The 15,442-nt window shown below is 37.7% G+C and carries 11 protein-coding genes and 2 tRNA genes; 6 read left to right on the top strand and 7 right to left on the bottom strand.

All coding sequences use genetic code 11. The annotated features are described in order from the left end of the window. Positions 1 to 472 precede the first annotated feature (472 nt). From ACZZZW_RS24185 to recO, 3 genes are all read right to left on the bottom strand, one after another. Positions 473 to 547 (bottom strand) — tRNA-Val (locus tag ACZZZW_RS24185). Between the two features lie 56 nt (positions 548 to 603). Further along, positions 604 to 681 (bottom strand) — tRNA-Val (locus tag ACZZZW_RS24190). Positions 682 to 775: 94 nt separating this feature from the next. Continuing rightward, positions 776 to 1,501, bottom strand: a complete 726-nt coding sequence (recO, locus tag ACZZZW_RS24195) for a DNA repair protein RecO (protein WP_055903190.1) — start codon at positions 1,499 to 1,501, stop codon at positions 776 to 778. 121 nt (positions 1,502 to 1,622) lie between these two features. On the opposite strand from recO, the gene ACZZZW_RS24200 reads away from it, so the two are divergent. Next, the gene (locus ACZZZW_RS24200) at positions 1,623 to 3,974 is read left to right on the top strand and encodes an efflux RND transporter permease subunit (protein ID WP_463497312.1); all 2,352 of its coding nucleotides are present in this window, start codon (positions 1,623 to 1,625) and stop codon (positions 3,972 to 3,974) included. Between the two features lie 327 nt (positions 3,975 to 4,301). Here the strand turns inward: ACZZZW_RS24200 and ACZZZW_RS24205 are convergent, their stop codons facing one another. Then, positions 4,302 to 4,574: a hypothetical protein gene (locus ACZZZW_RS24205; protein WP_082458603.1), complete on the bottom strand. Its 273-nt coding sequence runs from the start codon at positions 4,572 to 4,574 to the stop codon at positions 4,302 to 4,304. Next, positions 4,571 to 4,759: a hypothetical protein gene (locus ACZZZW_RS24210; RefSeq protein WP_157255311.1), complete on the bottom strand. Its 189-nt coding sequence runs from the start codon at positions 4,757 to 4,759 to the stop codon at positions 4,571 to 4,573. The genes ACZZZW_RS24205 and ACZZZW_RS24210 overlap by 4 nt, the downstream gene beginning before the upstream one ends. A gap of 82 nt (positions 4,760 to 4,841) precedes the next feature. On the opposite strand from ACZZZW_RS24210, the gene ileS reads away from it, so the two are divergent. The 5 genes from ileS (at position 4,842) to ACZZZW_RS24235 (ending at position 10,951) form a co-directional block, all read left to right on the top strand. Beyond that, positions 4,842 to 8,243 carry an isoleucine--tRNA ligase gene (gene ileS / locus ACZZZW_RS24215; RefSeq protein WP_055903194.1) on the top strand — a complete coding sequence of 1,134 codons (3,402 nt, stop codon included), beginning with the start codon at positions 4,842 to 4,844 and terminating at the stop codon, positions 8,241 to 8,243. A 30-nt stretch (positions 8,244 to 8,273) separates the two neighbouring features. Then, positions 8,274 to 8,657 carry a TraR/DksA family transcriptional regulator gene (locus ACZZZW_RS24220; protein ID WP_025144123.1) on the top strand — a complete coding sequence of 128 codons (384 nt, stop codon included), beginning with the start codon at positions 8,274 to 8,276 and terminating at the stop codon, positions 8,655 to 8,657. Further along, positions 8,657 to 9,259, top strand: a complete 603-nt coding sequence (locus ACZZZW_RS24225; protein WP_055903197.1) for a lipoprotein signal peptidase — start codon at positions 8,657 to 8,659, stop codon at positions 9,257 to 9,259. Before ACZZZW_RS24220 ends, ACZZZW_RS24225 begins: the two co-directional genes overlap by 1 nt. A gap of 285 nt (positions 9,260 to 9,544) precedes the next feature. Continuing rightward, on the top strand, positions 9,545 to 10,063 hold the full coding sequence (locus tag ACZZZW_RS24230) for a DUF4269 domain-containing protein (protein ID WP_055903198.1): 519 nt from the start codon (positions 9,545 to 9,547) through the stop codon (positions 10,061 to 10,063). Positions 10,064 to 10,270: 207 nt separating this feature from the next. Next, positions 10,271 to 10,951, top strand: a complete 681-nt coding sequence (locus ACZZZW_RS24235; RefSeq protein WP_055903200.1) for a 3-keto-disaccharide hydrolase — start codon at positions 10,271 to 10,273, stop codon at positions 10,949 to 10,951. Positions 10,952 to 11,159: 208 nt separating this feature from the next. On the opposite strand, the gene odhB is transcribed toward ACZZZW_RS24235, so the two are convergent. Both odhB and ACZZZW_RS24245 read right to left on the bottom strand, forming a co-directional pair. Continuing rightward, positions 11,160 to 12,389 (bottom strand): 2-oxoglutarate dehydrogenase complex dihydrolipoyllysine-residue succinyltransferase, encoded by a 1,230-nt coding sequence (odhB, locus tag ACZZZW_RS24240; RefSeq protein ID WP_055903201.1) that lies wholly within the window; start codon positions 12,387 to 12,389, stop codon positions 11,160 to 11,162. A gap of 77 nt (positions 12,390 to 12,466) precedes the next feature. Continuing rightward, complete coding sequence (locus ACZZZW_RS24245) at positions 12,467 to 15,262, bottom strand: 2-oxoglutarate dehydrogenase E1 component (RefSeq protein ID WP_055903203.1); 2,796 nt, start codon at positions 15,260 to 15,262, stop codon at positions 12,467 to 12,469. Between the last annotated feature and the right edge of the window lie 180 nt (positions 15,263 to 15,442).

A 15,442-nucleotide genomic window follows, 5' to 3' on the forward strand; every position in this document is an offset into this window, starting at 1 on the left:
TCTGCCATAAACTTCCTGTTTCCTTTGCCATCCTAACATTTGGTCCTTTCTGCATCCGAAAAATGCAGTACTACGACCGCTGCTGACTTCTGATTGAGGCATTTAACATCTCTGCCAAATGTTTCTTCTCCTGTAATCGCGCTTACAATTGACAGAACTCATTCAGATCTCCCGGGGTAAGACAATCTACTTCCTATGGATGTGGCCTCTGTATCTGCGTAATAGTCCCCGTGCAGTATTGGGCTTCTGTTTGTTTCGCAACATCACCCGGACTAAATCCGCCTCGTATACAGTTTCTGTTCGTAAGCCCCCATATTTGCCGCGGACTTCCTTCAGATTCGCAGTCACCCACGACACCCTTGTCTCGAGCTAACACTTCCTACTGCTAAGCGTGTTCGGGACTTGAACCCTATAGTCGATTGCCATGCCCGGCGCACAAAAAAAAGTCCTTCAGTAAATTGAAGGACTTAAGTGGGAAATGAGGGGTTCGAACCCCCGACCCCCTCGGTGTAAACGAGGTGCTCTGAACCAGCTGAGCTAATTTCCCTGATGGATATATGTCAAAAGTTTTATAAAAAAGCCTTCCAGTTGTACTGAAAGGCTTGGTGGGAAATGAGGGGTTCGAACCCCCGACCCCCTCGGTGTAAACGAGGTGCTCTGAACCAGCTGAGCTAATTTCCCTTTTATATTTTGTCAAATTTAATGCCCCATCCTCCGTTTGGGAATGCAAATATAGTGCTATAAAACTGTTCTGCAAATCTTTTTTTCTTTTTTTTCAACTTAACAAAGTTTCAAGGATTTTATGTGATTGCACCACCCCAAACGACGCTGTATGTAAGGTATAGAAAACCAATATCTTATCCAACAAAAACCTTCGCTGTGTATTGCTCAATTTTATTTCCGAAATTTTTTCGAGTGGTGTATTAAAAAGCAAAATAAAGCCTATTGCATCCTCCAACTGTAAATAATTGGAGTGCATTGGCAATCGGGAGGTGAACTCGCCTTCTTGGAGATCAAAATAAATTTGGTCGTTTCTTCTTTTCTCGTTCGGCGAAAATCCCAGAAAACGTGTAAGTTTTAATAAAAACGAGAGGTGAAAATTGGGATTGATCTCCTCAATTTCATCAAACCAGGCAATAGAATTAAAAATATAATCGAACAAACTCTCATCAGCCGATTGCTGCCTAATGCTTTTATACAACACTTCATTTAGAAAGATCACAATACTGGTTTTAATTACATCGTAAGGAATACTTTTAAAAACAGGTGTTTGCCGAACTTCCGAAACCCGTTGTATATTGGTATTTGCTTTATGATAAACCACCATATCCAGCAGATGGAGCGATTGCAACATGTTCATTTTAATCTTCGCCTTTGGCTTTTTAACACCATTGATCAGATAAGATTGCATGCCAAATTTATCAGTAAGCACCTGCACCACCACACTGCTTTCGCTGTAATTTGTGGTTTTTAAAACAATGCCCTTAACTTTGTGCAACATCCGAATAAAACATTTTTTTCAAAAGTATGTTATTTGTGCAAATTTAATTGCGCAAAAAGTAATCACGTTTTACAAATAAGATTAGTTTTGCCGTTAATATTATTATTAAACTAAGCTGCACATGTGGGTTAAGCTATCGAGATTCATTCTTCAGAACCGTATCGCAATCATCGTATTTTTTGTTTTAGGAACTATATTTATGGCTTATCAGGCCAAAAATGTAAAGCTTTCTTACACAGGAAGCAAAATTTTGCCGGTAACAGATAGCGCTTTCGTAAAATACAATGCTTTTAAAAAGACTTTTGGAGAAGATGGAAGCGTGATGGTAGTTGGGATACAATCGCCTGATATTTTTAAAAAAGAAGTTTACAATCAATGGGTTCAACTTTCTAATGAGATCCAAAAACTTAAAGGCATTAAACAGGTATTGTCTTCCGGAAGGATTTTCCAACTGGAAAAAGATACGGTGAACCAAAAATTTGTGCTGAAGCCATTGCCAGGTGGATTGGTTAAATCCGACACTGAAATGGATTCGATTAAAAATACCATTTATAGCAATCCATTTTTTGAAGGATTGGTTTATAACCGCCAGAATGCCACTTTAATGGCAATCACATTCGACACCAAAATTCTAAATACTGCTGCGCGTAACCCGATTTTGAAAGAAATAGAAGCAAAAGCCAAAGCTTTTCAATCGGCCATTAAAATTCAGGTACATATTTCCGGTTTGCCTTATATCCGTACCGCTGTAAGTAAATTGGTGAGCAACGAATTTGTGTTGTTTTTAGGGCTATCAATCCTTGTTTCGGCATTGATACTTTTATTTTTCTTTAAGAAATTTTATGCCGTTTTCTTTCCTATTTTAGTAGTGATTATGGGCGTAATCTGGAGTATTGGCACACTGGTACTCTTTGGCTTCGAGCTTACTATTTTAACAGGACTTATTCCACCGCTTATTGTAATTATCGGCATCCCAAACAGCATTTTATTACTGAATAAATACCAGAATGAACTAAGAAAAGATGGTGACAAACAACGTGCCTTAAGTGTAACCATAGAAAGAATTGCCATTACCACACTGATTGCCAACATTACCGCCGCTATTGGTTTTGGCGTATTATACTTCACCGGGAGCGAGCTGTTAATGCAATTTGGCAGCGTAGCCTCAATTAATGTAATGGTTACCTGGTTAATGTGTTTATGCTTAATTCCTATCATTTTCAGCTACCTGCCAGCACCAAAACTTAAACCTCAAAACCATGTTGAAGAGGGCTTTTTACACAAGTTACTGGTAAAAACGGATACACTTGTTCAAAACAGGAGTGGCCTGATTTATATCGGAACCATTATTATTTCCATTATTGCTTTTATAGGCGTGATGAAGATTAACGTAAATGGTTATGTAGTTGATGATCTGCCAAAAAATTCTGAAATTTTAACAGATTTAAAATTCTTTGAGAAAAATTTTGAAGGTATTTTACCATTGGAAGTGAGCGTAGATACAAAGAAAAAGAACGGCGTTTTTAATTTAACCAATTTAAAAAGAATTGAAAAACTGGAAAAGATGATTTCGGCTTATCCAGAGTTTTCGCGTTCAATTTCGGTAAATATGGGCTTAAAATATGCTACACAAGCTTTTTATAATAACGATTCTACTTTTTTCCGGTTGCCAGACAATCTGGAAAAGAATTTCATTCTTGCTTACATAGCAAATGGCGGTAAAGGAAATGCAAGTTTGCTTACGAACTTTATTAGTAAAGGAAATCAAAGCACAAGAATCAGTTTCCAGATGGCCGATGTAGGTTCAAAACGGTTGGATGCAATAATGGCCGAATTAAAACCGCGGATTGACAGCATTTTACCACCCTCCAAATTTGATGTGGAACTTACCGGATCAAGCATTATATTCTCAAAAGGAACAGATTATATGTTAAGGCACCTGGTAGAAAGTATTGCGCTTGCCATTATATTGATCTCGCTTTTAAGATTAGCCCAATTTAAGAGTTTAGGCATCATGTTTATTTCATTATTGCCCAACATTGTGCCGCTGATTATTACTGCCGGAATAATGGGTTATTTTGGAATTTCACTTAAACCATCTACTATTCTGATTTTCACCATTGCCTTTGGTTTGGCATCCGATCAAACCATTTATTTCCTCACACGTTATCAGCAAGAATTAAACCTGACCAACTTTAGCGTACCTAAAGTAATTACCGATACCATTACTGAAACCGGTGTGAGTATGACGCACATTGCTTTAATTTTATTCTTTGGCTTCGGAATTTTCACCGCTTCTACATTTGGAGGAACTGTAGTACTTGGGTTACTCCTATCCATAACCTTGCTTGTAGCCCTAATTTTTAATTTAACCTTATTGCCAGCCTTGGTATTATGGCTGGATAAAAAGAAAGTAAGGAAAATGGTTTCAGATGAAGATTCTGCAAAAAATATAGGTGAGTTTGACCATTAAGAAGTTGGGAGTTTTCAGTTAAGAGTTTGCAGATCTAGCCACTTAACCTAAAACAGTATAGCTATCATTCAAAGCCTTGGTTTTAAACCCAAGGCTAATTTATTTTTAGATAAAAAGTCTTCCATGGTTCGTTCATTAAAAACCATCAATTAGGTTTTCTTCTTGTTTAGCAACAAACATTAGCCGACGGGTAAGCCTTTGTTTAGCTTTTTGAAGCAAAGTTTTCCTTGCAAAGACTTGAAAATAAGTTTCTATTATTCGTAAATAGGTCTAGGCTACCTAAATCTGATGGCAGCGATTCCCCTGGTTTAATCCGATTTAAGCAAATTATTCAGTTGCCGGCTTTTGATCTTCTTCATCAACCGGAACTTCAACAGTTGGATCAGTAATAATTTCAGCATTGCCATTATTGTCTTTTTTCGCAAATAATATCGGGTATAAGAGCCATAATGCACCAATTATGATGAGTACACCAGCAAGCATCTGGAAATAAATACTTCCCTTAACCTCATTGGCATCTAAAATTTTATAGGCAATAAACGAAAGTACGCCAGCGATGAGAACAAAAACGGCTTTCTGCAATTTTAACAGCTTAATCATGGGTTCTTTCTTTTTAGTGTTACAATATGCATTAGAACAAAAATAAGCCCGATTAGTTCGAGCAGGCCGCAGAAATAAAAAGCGTATAGCACAAAATCCCGGTCAGACGGACTTACTACCACGATAATTGGCAATACAATTACAGCAACAATCATCAGTGTAAGCCCGATATTAAATAATTTCACGTTAAAGTATTTACACCAAAACTACCAAAATTCAGTCAATTCTGTTAACTTTGCAACCTTAATTTTTTGAGGTACTTGATTGATGTATAGCGAATTTAAACAACTGGATCTTGCCAAAATAGGACAAGAAATACTGGATTTTTGGAAAAAGGAAAATATCTTTGAAAAAAGCATTTCTTCACGCCCTAAATCTAATCCGTTTACTTTTTACGAAGGACCACCGTCTGCCAATGGCATGCCGGGGATTCACCACGTAATGGCTCGCGCAATTAAAGATATTTTTTGCCGCTATAAAACAATTAAAGGATACCAGGTAAAAAGAAAAGCCGGCTGGGATACGCATGGCCTACCTGTTGAGCTTGGTACCGAAAAAGAATTGGGTATTACCAAAGAAGATATCGGCAGAACCATCTCTATTGAAGATTATAACGAAGCGTGTAAAAAAACAGTAATGCGCTACACTGATGTGTGGAACGATTTGACTGAAAAAATGGGTTATTGGGTAGATATGGATGATCCATACATTACCTATAAGTCGAAATACATGGAATCGGTTTGGTGGCTTTTAAAACAAATTTACGATAAAGGCTTAATTTATAAAGGTTACACCATCCAACCTTATTCTCCAAAAGCGGGTACAGGGTTGAGTTCGCATGAGGTAAATCAACCTGGTGCTTACCGCGATGTTACAGATACTACTATTGTTGCGCAGTTTAAAGCCTTAGCCGATACCTTACCAGGTTTTTTACAGGGATTTGATGATATTTATTTATTGGCCTGGACCACCACACCCTGGACTTTGCCATCAAATACAGCTCTAACAGTTGGACCAAAAATCGACTATGTTTTAGTTAAAACTTTTAATCAATATACATTTTTACCATCCAATGTAATTTTAGCAAAAAGCCTGGTTGGAAAACAGTTTAGTAAAGTTTTCTTCGAAAGCAATGAAGATGAGGATTTTACAAATTTCAAAGCTGGCGACAAAAAAATCCCTTACCAGATCCTTGCTGAATGTAAAGGAACTGAGTTGGTTGGAATCAGATATGAACAACTTTTAACTTATGCCTTACCTTATACCAATCCTGAAAATGCTTTTAGGGTTATTTCTGGCGATTTTGTAACTACAGAAGATGGTACTGGTATTGTGCACACCGCCCCTACTTTTGGTGCAGATGATGCGAAAGTTGCCAAAGAAGCCGTGCCTGAAATTCCACCAATGCTGGTAATGGATGACAATGATGTTCTTGTGCCTTTGGTAGATTTACAGGGTAAATTCACTAAACATGTTGGTCCTTTTGCTGGTAAATATGTTAAAAACGAATATTACAATGCCGGTGAAGCCCCGGACAAATCGGTTGATGTTGAAATTGCTATTTTATTAAAAGAAGAAAACAAAGCTTTTAAAGTAGAAAAATATGTTCACAGTTACCCACACAGCTGGAGAACTGATGAGCCATTGTTATATTATCCGTTGGATTCGTGGTTTATTAAGGTTACAGATGTTAAAGACAGAATGTTCGATCTTAATGAAACCATTAACTGGAAACCAAAATCTACAGGAGAAGGTCGTTTTGGGAACTGGCTTAAAAACGCTAACGACTGGAATTTATCACGTTCGAGATACTGGGGCATTCCTTTACCAATCTGGAGAACTGAAGATAAAAAGGAAGAAGTATTAATCGGCTCCGTTGAAGAACTTTATAATGCGATTGAAAAATCCATAGCTGCTGGTTTTCAGAAAGAAAATCCTTTCAAAGGTTTTGAAATCGGAAACATGTCTGAAGAAAACTATGACCTAATCGACTTACATAAAAATGTAGTGGATAAGATTGTTTTAGTATCTCCATCAGGTAAACCAATGAACCGCGAAAGTGATTTGATTGATGTTTGGTTCGACTCTGGTGCGATGCCTTATGCGCAATGGCACTATCCTTTTGAAAACAAAGAAACCATTGATGGAAATGAAGATTTCCCTGCAGATTTTATCGCCGAAGGGGTAGATCAAACCCGTGGTTGGTTTTATACCCTGCATGCCATCTCTACCTTGGTTTTTGACAAAGTAGCATACAAGAATGTGGTATCTAATGGACTTGTTTTAGACAAAAACGGACAAAAAATGTCTAAACGTTTAGGCAATGCAGCTGATCCATTCCAAACCATAAACGAGTATGGTGCTGATGCTACACGTTGGTACATGATTTCAAATGCAAACCCTTGGGATAACCTGAAATTTGACATTGACGGAATTGCTGAAGTTCGCCGTAAATTCTTCGGAACACTATACAACACCTATGCTTTCTTTGCGTTGTATGCCAATATCGATAAATTTGAAATCGATAAAAACAACTTAAGCAAAGTTGAAGACAGAACGGAATTAGACCGTTGGATTTTATCGTTATTGCAAACCTTAATTAACGAAGTTGATGAGAGTTACAATGCATATGAGCCAACAAAAGCTACCCGCGCCATCCAAGCCTTCGTAGATGAACATTTAAGTAACTGGTACATCAGGTTAAGCCGTCGCCGTTTTTGGAAAGGCGAAATGACCGATGATAAACGTGCAGCTTACGAAACATTATATACCTGTTTAGAAACCCTGGCACAGTTGATGAGCCCTGTTGCACCTTTCTTTGCCGATTGGTTATACAGAAACTTAACGATTACTGATGCTTATGCAGCTCAATCTGTTCACTTGACTTTATGGCAAGAGGCTGATCAAAGTTTGATCGATACGGATTTGAACGAACGTATGGTTTATGCCCAGGATATTTCATCAATGGTTTTATCATTGCGAAAAAAATCCAGCATCAATGTTCGTCAGCCATTAGAGAAAATCCTAATACCCTCATTAAGTGGAGATTTTGAGCAAAAAATCTCAAAGGTTGCAGATTATATTCTTTCTGAAACGAATGTAAAACATATCGAATTCATTACCGATACACATGGTATCGTTAAGAAAAAGCTGAAACCGAACTTTAAATCATTGGGTAAAAAAGTAGGAAGAGATATGAGCCTGGTTAAACAGGCTTTAGAAAATTCAAATCAGGATGACATCCAGCGTTTAGAAACTGATGGTTTTATCATCGTTGTTGGAAGTAATGGAGAAGATTTTACCATCAATATAAATGATGATGTAGAAGTTTTTGCCGAAGATATCCCAGGATGGCAAGTAACCAATCTGGGTAGCCTAACCGTTGCTTTGGATGTTACCATCACAGAAGAATTAAAACAGGAAGGTATTTCGCGTGAGCTGGTAAACAGAATCCAGAATTTACGGAAAGATTTAAACTTCGAAGTGACGGATAGGATTAAAGTTTCGTTACAAAATGATAACTTGGTAACCAATGCAGTTGCCAAAAACAAGGATTACATTTGCGCAGAAATATTAGCCGATGAATTTGAATTAACAGATACTGTAAATAATGCAAACAAAATTGTTATCGACGATGTTGAGTTAAGCATTTCAGTAACTAAAATATAAATCCATATATTAGAAAATTAGAACAAGAACATGGAAAACAGCAACAAAACACGCTACTCAGACAGTGAACTTCAGGAATTTAAAGAATTAATTCAAGATAAATTACGTATGGCTAAAGAGGAACTTAACTCTTTAACTACTTCTTTAAGTAACCCAAATGCAAACGGAACAGAAGATACTTCTGGTGCTTACAAAACACTCGAAGATGGTTCTGCAACAATGGAAAAAGAGCAGATCAATCAATTGGCTGCCCGTCAGAAAAAATTTATCGATAACCTTGAAAACGCTTTGGTACGTATCGAGAATAAAACTTATGGCATTTGCCGCGAAACCGGTAAATTAATCCAGAAAGAACGTTTACGTGCTGTTCCTCATGCCACTTTAAGCATGGAAGCTAAATTAAAACAGAGTTAATGAAAGGCTATACAAAACCTTTAATTATAATCTTTTTGGTTTTACTGGCCGATCAGCTGGTTAAAACCTGGGTTAAAACACATATGTACCTTGGCCAGGAATTCCATATTATTGGAAAATGGTTTATTATCCATTTTACCGAAAATAACGGAATGGCCTTTGGGATGGAATTTGGCGGTGAGTTTGGCAAGTTGGCTTTATCACTTTTCCGCATTGCAGCAGTTGCAGGAATTGGTTATGGCTTACATTATTTAATTAAGCATAAATACCACCGGGGATTGATTTTGAACGTTGCTCTAATTTTTTCTGGCGCATTGGGAAACATCATTGATTCTGTATTTTACGGAAAGATTTATGGCTACGAAAGCTGGTTTCATGGTCGTGTGGTAGATATGTTCTACTTCCCGATTGCAGAAGGCCACTTCCCTACCTGGTTACCAATTTGGGGAGGAGAAGAATTTGTTTTCTTCAGACCTGTTTTTAACCTCGCAGATGCAGCCATTTCAGTTGGAGTGATATTGATCCTGATCTTTCAGAAAAATTACTTTAAAGAAGATGTAAAAGATGAAGTAAGCATCAACAGTGAAATTGTTGAAGATTAAAAGCGGATCATTTTGCCTAGCTTGTTTCAGCATTTATATTAGCAAGACCCTGAAATAAATCCCAGGGGGACGAAAACAAAAGCCCATTTCTTAACTGAGATGGGCTTTTATTTATTTAATGAATTCGTGATTGCTAGGAGGCTTTTTCAGCCGACGAAGCAATTTCTATAGTAAAATCCGAAAGCATGAAAGATTGCTTCGTCTTTCCTTCTCGCAATGATAATTTGGTTGGTGTCACACCGACCAACAAAAAAAAGATTTTTAATAACTTGAATATTTCAATAAATGATCAATTTCATCGAAATATCTTATCTAAAACATGGTAATGAAAGGCAAAAGCAAGCTTTCAGGATATTAACCGACAATAAAATTTTAGCTAAACTTTATGCCTATCATCCAATCCTGGTAGGTACCATCCCAATTAATATTGATATCGAAAACAGTGATCTGGATGTTATTTGTGAAGTTTCTGATAAAGCTGAATTTAATGCCGAACTAAAGGCGCTGTTTGGAACTGAAAAAGGCTTTACCATCTCTGAAAGCCTAAAGTTTGATGCCATTAAAGCAAATTTCATAGTCGATAACTTTGAAATAGAAATATTCGGGCAGAACAAACCCACAACACAACAAAATGCCTACCTCCACATGCTAGTCGAACATAAATTACTTTTAGAAAAGGGAGAAGCATTTAGGCAAGAAATTATCACTTTAAAACAAAAAGGTTATAAAACGGAACCTGCATTTGCCAAGCTATTAGGCCTTGAGGGAGATCCATACCAAGAATTGTTGAAATTACTATTCTAGCGGCTCGCTAATGCCAGATCAGCCAGCGAGATACCGTCATTCACAACCTGATTGGGAATCGGAATGTCTTGGTAGATCATGGAGGTTAAAATTCCCACCTGCGCGAGCATGACGACCGATTATTGAAATAGCCAATTCTCATCTGGGATTCGAATTTCATCATATCTTATTTAAAATATTATATTTGGAATACAAAAACCAAATAGTATGAAATTCTACCATGCCCTATTACTGCTCGTTATAATCAGCAGTTCAACCTTTGCACAAAAAAGCCTTTTTAACGGTAAAAATCTGGATGGTTGGCATGTTGATGTTCCAGCGATGGACAAAAAGCCTGATACCATTAATCCATTCATAGTACGTAACGGAATGCTGGTAAGTTTAGGTACTCCCGGCGGGCATTTAATAACAAATAAAATTTACAAAAATTATCAGTTAACCGTGCAATACCGCTTCGCTGGCAAACCAGGCAATTGCGGCGTTTTAGTACATGCATCAACACCCAGAGCTTTATATGGTATGTTTCCTAAATCGCTTGAAGTACAGATGCAACATAAAGATGCGGGTGATTTCTGGTGCATTGAAGAAGATATTACTGTACCTGATATGGTTGCAAGGCGAGGCCCCAAAGAAAACTGGGGTGTAAATGGTGATAAGCTTCGCCGTATTAAAAACTTGACCGATGGCAGTGAAAAACCACTTGGTGAATGGAATACCATGATTATTCAATGCTTAAATGATGAAGTTAAAGTTTGGGTTAATGATGCATTGGTAAATTATGGCACAAAGTGCACGGTAAGTAGCGGCCAAATTGCATTGCAGGCAGAAGGCAGTGAAGTAGAATTCAAACAACTGGATTTAAAACCGATTAAGGCGCTGTCTAAATAATCTGACTTCTATTAAATTTTTAGCCTCTTTGCCTAACACGACCGTTATGCTGAACTTGTTTAGCACCTTTCCTGCTTAATAGACCCTGAAATAAATTCAGGGTGACGAAATCAAGGTGTTAATTTCATTTTCGGGCAAAAAAAAGAAGTCAAGTTTTTATAGCACACTGGCCATTAAAACTTGACTTCTTTATAAAAAATGTTTTAGTCTATATACCCAATAATAATCTAGCTGGATCTTCTAATAATTGTTTCACACGAACCAAGAAACCAACTGACTCGCGTCCATCGATAATTCTGTGATCATAAGATAACGCAACATACATCATCGGACGGATTACCACTTCACCTTTTTCAGCAACAGGACGCTCAACAATGTTATGCATACCTAAAATAGCCGATTGTGGCGCATTAATAATCGGTGTCGACATCATTGAACCAAACACGCCACCATTTGTGATTGTGAATGTTCCACCAGTCATTTCTTCGATGGTTAATTTGCTATCACGTGCTTTTAAAGCCAATTCCAATACCGATTTTTCAATCTGCGCTAAAGTCATGCTTTCTGCATTACGGATAACCGGAACAACTAAACCTTTTGGAGCAGATACGGCAATAGAAATATCAGCGAAATCATTGTAAACCAATTCTTCACCTTCTATACGACCATTAACAGCCGGGAAATCTTTTAAAGCTTCGGTAACTGCTTTAGTAAAAAAGCTCATGAAACCCAAACCAACACCAAATTTTTCTTTAAACTGGTCTTTATATTTTCCGCGTAAATCCATAATCGGCTTCATGTTAACCTCATTAAAAGTGGTCAACATTGCGGTTTCATTTTTAACTGCAACCAAGCGCTTTGCAACTGTTCTGCGGAGTGGAGACATTTTTTCACGACGCTCGCCTCGGCTACCAGCAGGTATAGCAGCAGCTATCGGGGCACTCTGTTTCGGTGCTTCTGGTTTTTTACCTGCTTCCGCCTTAACAGCATCATCTTTTGTAATACGGCCATCAACACCAGTACCTTTTACAGCACCAGCTTCAATTCCTTTTTCTGCAAGAATTTTACCGGCAGCAGGAGAAGGAGTTCCTGTAGCGTATGAGTCTTTTGATTCGGCAGCTTTAGGTGATTCAGCTACTGCAACCGGGGCTTGTGCATCAGCCTTAGGGCTTTCGGACTCTGCCTTTGGACTAGCAGCTGCACCGCCATCTTCAATTTTACAAACTACTGCACCAATGGCTAAAGTATCGCCTTCGGCTGCTATGGTTTTTAAAGTTCCAGCTTGTTCTGCAGTTAATTCGAATGTAGCTTTGTCCGATTCTAATTCGGCAATAACTTCATCCATTTCAACAACATCGCCGTCGTTTTTTATCCATCTTGATAAAACAACTTCGGTGATCGATTCACCAACAGGTGGAACTTTTATCTCTAAACTCATTTTTGTAATGTTATATTTTTCTATCTTCTAATAATCAATATCAAACGCTATGCTTTAAAACGCTTCGCGCACTGCACCTAATCGATCTGAACTAATTTTTTTGTTGCTTTTTTAGCAATATCCTTTACATCTTCTGTTACTGAAACTTCTAAAGCTTTAGCTAAAATGTAAGCCTGTTGGTTGGCATGTTGTTTTGCAAAACCAGTTGCAGTACTACTGCTTTCTCTTCTCGAAATTACATCAATACCTTTTAATGCAGTTTTGTACAACTTACGGAACAGATATGGCCATGCACCCATGTTTTCTGGCTCTTCTTGTACCCAGTAAACTTCTTTGGCATTTTTATATTTTTTCTGAATTGCTTCCATCTGATCAACAGGAGTTGGATATAATTGCTCTACACGAACAATTGCCACGTGTTTTAATTTATCAGCCTGTTGTTTTTCTAATAACTCATAATAAATTTTACCGCTACAGAAAACAATACGTGTTACCTCTGCAACTTTAACATTTACATCATCAATTAGCTCTTTAAAACCACCATCTGTAAATTCTTCCAATTTAGAAACACAGGCCGGATGGCGCAATAAACTTTTCGGTGTAAATACAACCAAAGGTTTACGGAAATCGCGTTTAAACTGACGGCGCAATACGTGGAAGAAATTGGCAGGAGTTGTACAATTAGTAACCTGCATGTTATAATCTGCACAAAGTTCCATAAAACGCTCAATACGCGCTGAAGAGTGCTCTGGTCCTTGCCCTTCGTAACCGTGAGGCAACAACATAACCAAGCCATTTTCGCGTTGCCATTTGGTTTCTGCACTTGCAATATACTGATCTACAACGATTTGAGCACCGTTAAAGAAATCACCAAATTGAGCTTCCCAGATGGTTAAAGCATTTGGATTTGCCATTGCATAACCATATTCAAAACCTAAAACGCCATATTCTGATAAATGCGAATTGTAAATATCAAACGGTGCCTGTTGATCTGAAATGTTTGCCAATGGTACATATTCTTCCTCACTATCTTCAAGCGTTAATACTGCATGACGGTGAGAAAACGTTCCTCTTTCTACATCCTGACCGCTTAAACGAACACGTTTACCTTCTGATAGCAAAGTACCATAAGCCAGTTGCTCGCCCATTGCCCAATCGAAAATATTGGTTTCGTTAACCATTTTGCTACGTTCGGCAAATAGTTTTTCGATTTTTTTGAAGAACTTTTTATTTGTTGGTAGCGTAGTAATGCGTTTACCAATTTCCAACAAAGTAGATTTTTTAACCGCAGTAACAGGAGAAGTTTCAAAATCTTTAGGTGTAGCCATACGCAAATCTGCCCATGCGCCACCAAATTTAACTTCGGCATTGCCTGCAACAAATTCTTTAGCTTCGTTTAAACGTTCCTGCAAAATACCACGGAAATCTTTCTCCATTTCTTTTGCCAAACCGGCTTCTAACTTACCCTCTTTTGTTAACTGATCGATATAAATTTCCCTGGGGTTAGGGTGTTTTTCGATGGTTTTGTATAATAATGGTTGCGTAAATTTAGGTTCATCAGACTCATTATGACCGAAACGACGGTAACAAAGAATATCAATAAAAACATCGTTTTTATATTTCTGACGGTATTCCATTGCTAAATTGATTGCATAAACCAAAGCCTCAGGATCATCACCATTAACGTGGAAAACCGGAGATAAGGTTACTTTAGCAATATCTGTACAATAGGTACTGGTACGTGCATCCTTATAGTTGGTGGTAAAACCAATCTGGTTATTAATTACCAGGTGAATGGTTCCTCCGGTTTTATAACCTTCAAGACCAGCCATCTGAATTACTTCATAAACAATACCTTGTCCGGCAACAGATGCATCTCCATGAATTAAAATTGGTGCTAAACGGCTGTTATCGCCACCATATTTAAAATCAATTTTAGAACGGCTCATCCCTTCTACCACACCATCAACAGTTTCCAAGTGAGATGGATTAGGACATAAGCTCAAGTGAACACTTTTACCTGAAACCGTAGTCACATCTGTAGAATAACCTAAGTGGTATTTTACGTCGCCACCAAATGGGGTGTCAGGATTGTAACTTTTGCCTTCAAATTCGGCAAAAATATCTTTGTAGGTTTTTTGCATGATATTGGCCAGCACGTTTAAACGACCGCGGTGAGCCATACCAATTACAAATTCTTCAATACCCAGTTCAGCACCTTTTTCGATTACTGAATCCAAAGCAGGAATTAAAGCTTCTGCACCTTCTAAAGAGAAACGTTTTTGCCCTAAGAATTTTGTTCCCAAGAAATTTTCAAAGCTTACAGCCTCGTTTAATTTCCGCAGAATGCGTTTTTTCTCATCAATAGAGAAATTAGGGGTATTACGTGCACTTTCCATCTTTTGCTGAATCCAGTTCAACACTTCTGGTGTACGTAAAAATTTAAATTCGGCTCCGATAGAACCTGCGTATGTTTGTTTTAAAAAGGCTACAATATCTTTCAACTTTGCAGCACCGATACCAATCTCTACACCAGAATTAAAAACGGTTTCTAAATCAGCATCAGATAAGCCAAAATTTGCAAGATCTAATGTTGGCAAATGTTTACGTCTTTCGCGCACCGGATTGGTATGCGTAAACAGGTGACCGCGGCTGCGATAGCCATCAATCAGGTTTAAAACATTAACCTCTTTTAAAAATTGTTCAGGAGTTTCTGCGGTTACTGCTGGCGCTTCCGATCCTCTTCCAAAGTCGAAACCTTCAAAAAATTTCTGCCAACCAAACTCAACAGATTCAGAATCTTGCTGATACGACTGATATAAAGACTCTATATATTCGGCGTTTGCGCCATTAAGATAAGATAATTTATCCATTATTAACTGTTTACTATAAGCACTACAAAATTAGAATTTTACCTTATATAAATGGCAAAAATCTCGATTAAAATAAATGAAAGAATTATAAATGGGTGAATGAGGGATTGGCATGACCTAACAGATAATAAATGGGCTTAATCCGTTAAAATTTAATCATTGAGATCTTACTCATTCAAC

Source organism: Pedobacter sp. AC379 (genome assembly GCF_979258145.1).

Bases quoted from the DNA above. Each gene is read 5' to 3' on its own strand.
- ACZZZW_RS24225 (WP_055903197.1), top strand. From the start codon at position 8,657: ATGAAAGGCTATACAAAACCTTTAATTATAATCTTTTTGGTTTTACTG.
- ileS (WP_055903194.1), top strand. From the start codon at position 4,842: ATGTATAGCGAATTTAAACAACTGGATCTTGCCAAAATAGGACAAGAA.
- ACZZZW_RS24235 (WP_055903200.1), top strand. From the start codon at position 10,271: ATGAAATTCTACCATGCCCTATTACTGCTCGTTATAATCAGCAGTTCA.
- ACZZZW_RS24220 (WP_025144123.1), top strand. From the start codon at position 8,274: ATGGAAAACAGCAACAAAACACGCTACTCAGACAGTGAACTTCAGGAA.
- odhB (WP_055903201.1), bottom strand. From the start codon at position 12,389: ATGAGTTTAGAGATAAAAGTTCCACCTGTTGGTGAATCGATCACCGAA.
- ACZZZW_RS24230 (WP_055903198.1), top strand. From the start codon at position 9,545: ATGATCAATTTCATCGAAATATCTTATCTAAAACATGGTAATGAAAGG.
- recO (WP_055903190.1), bottom strand. From the start codon at position 1,501: ATGTTGCACAAAGTTAAGGGCATTGTTTTAAAAACCACAAATTACAGC.
- ACZZZW_RS24205 (WP_082458603.1), bottom strand. From the start codon at position 4,574: ATGATTAAGCTGTTAAAATTGCAGAAAGCCGTTTTTGTTCTCATCGCT.
- ACZZZW_RS24245 (WP_055903203.1), bottom strand. From the start codon at position 15,262: ATGGATAAATTATCTTATCTTAATGGCGCAAACGCCGAATATATAGAG.
- ACZZZW_RS24200 (WP_463497312.1), top strand. From the start codon at position 1,623: ATGTGGGTTAAGCTATCGAGATTCATTCTTCAGAACCGTATCGCAATC.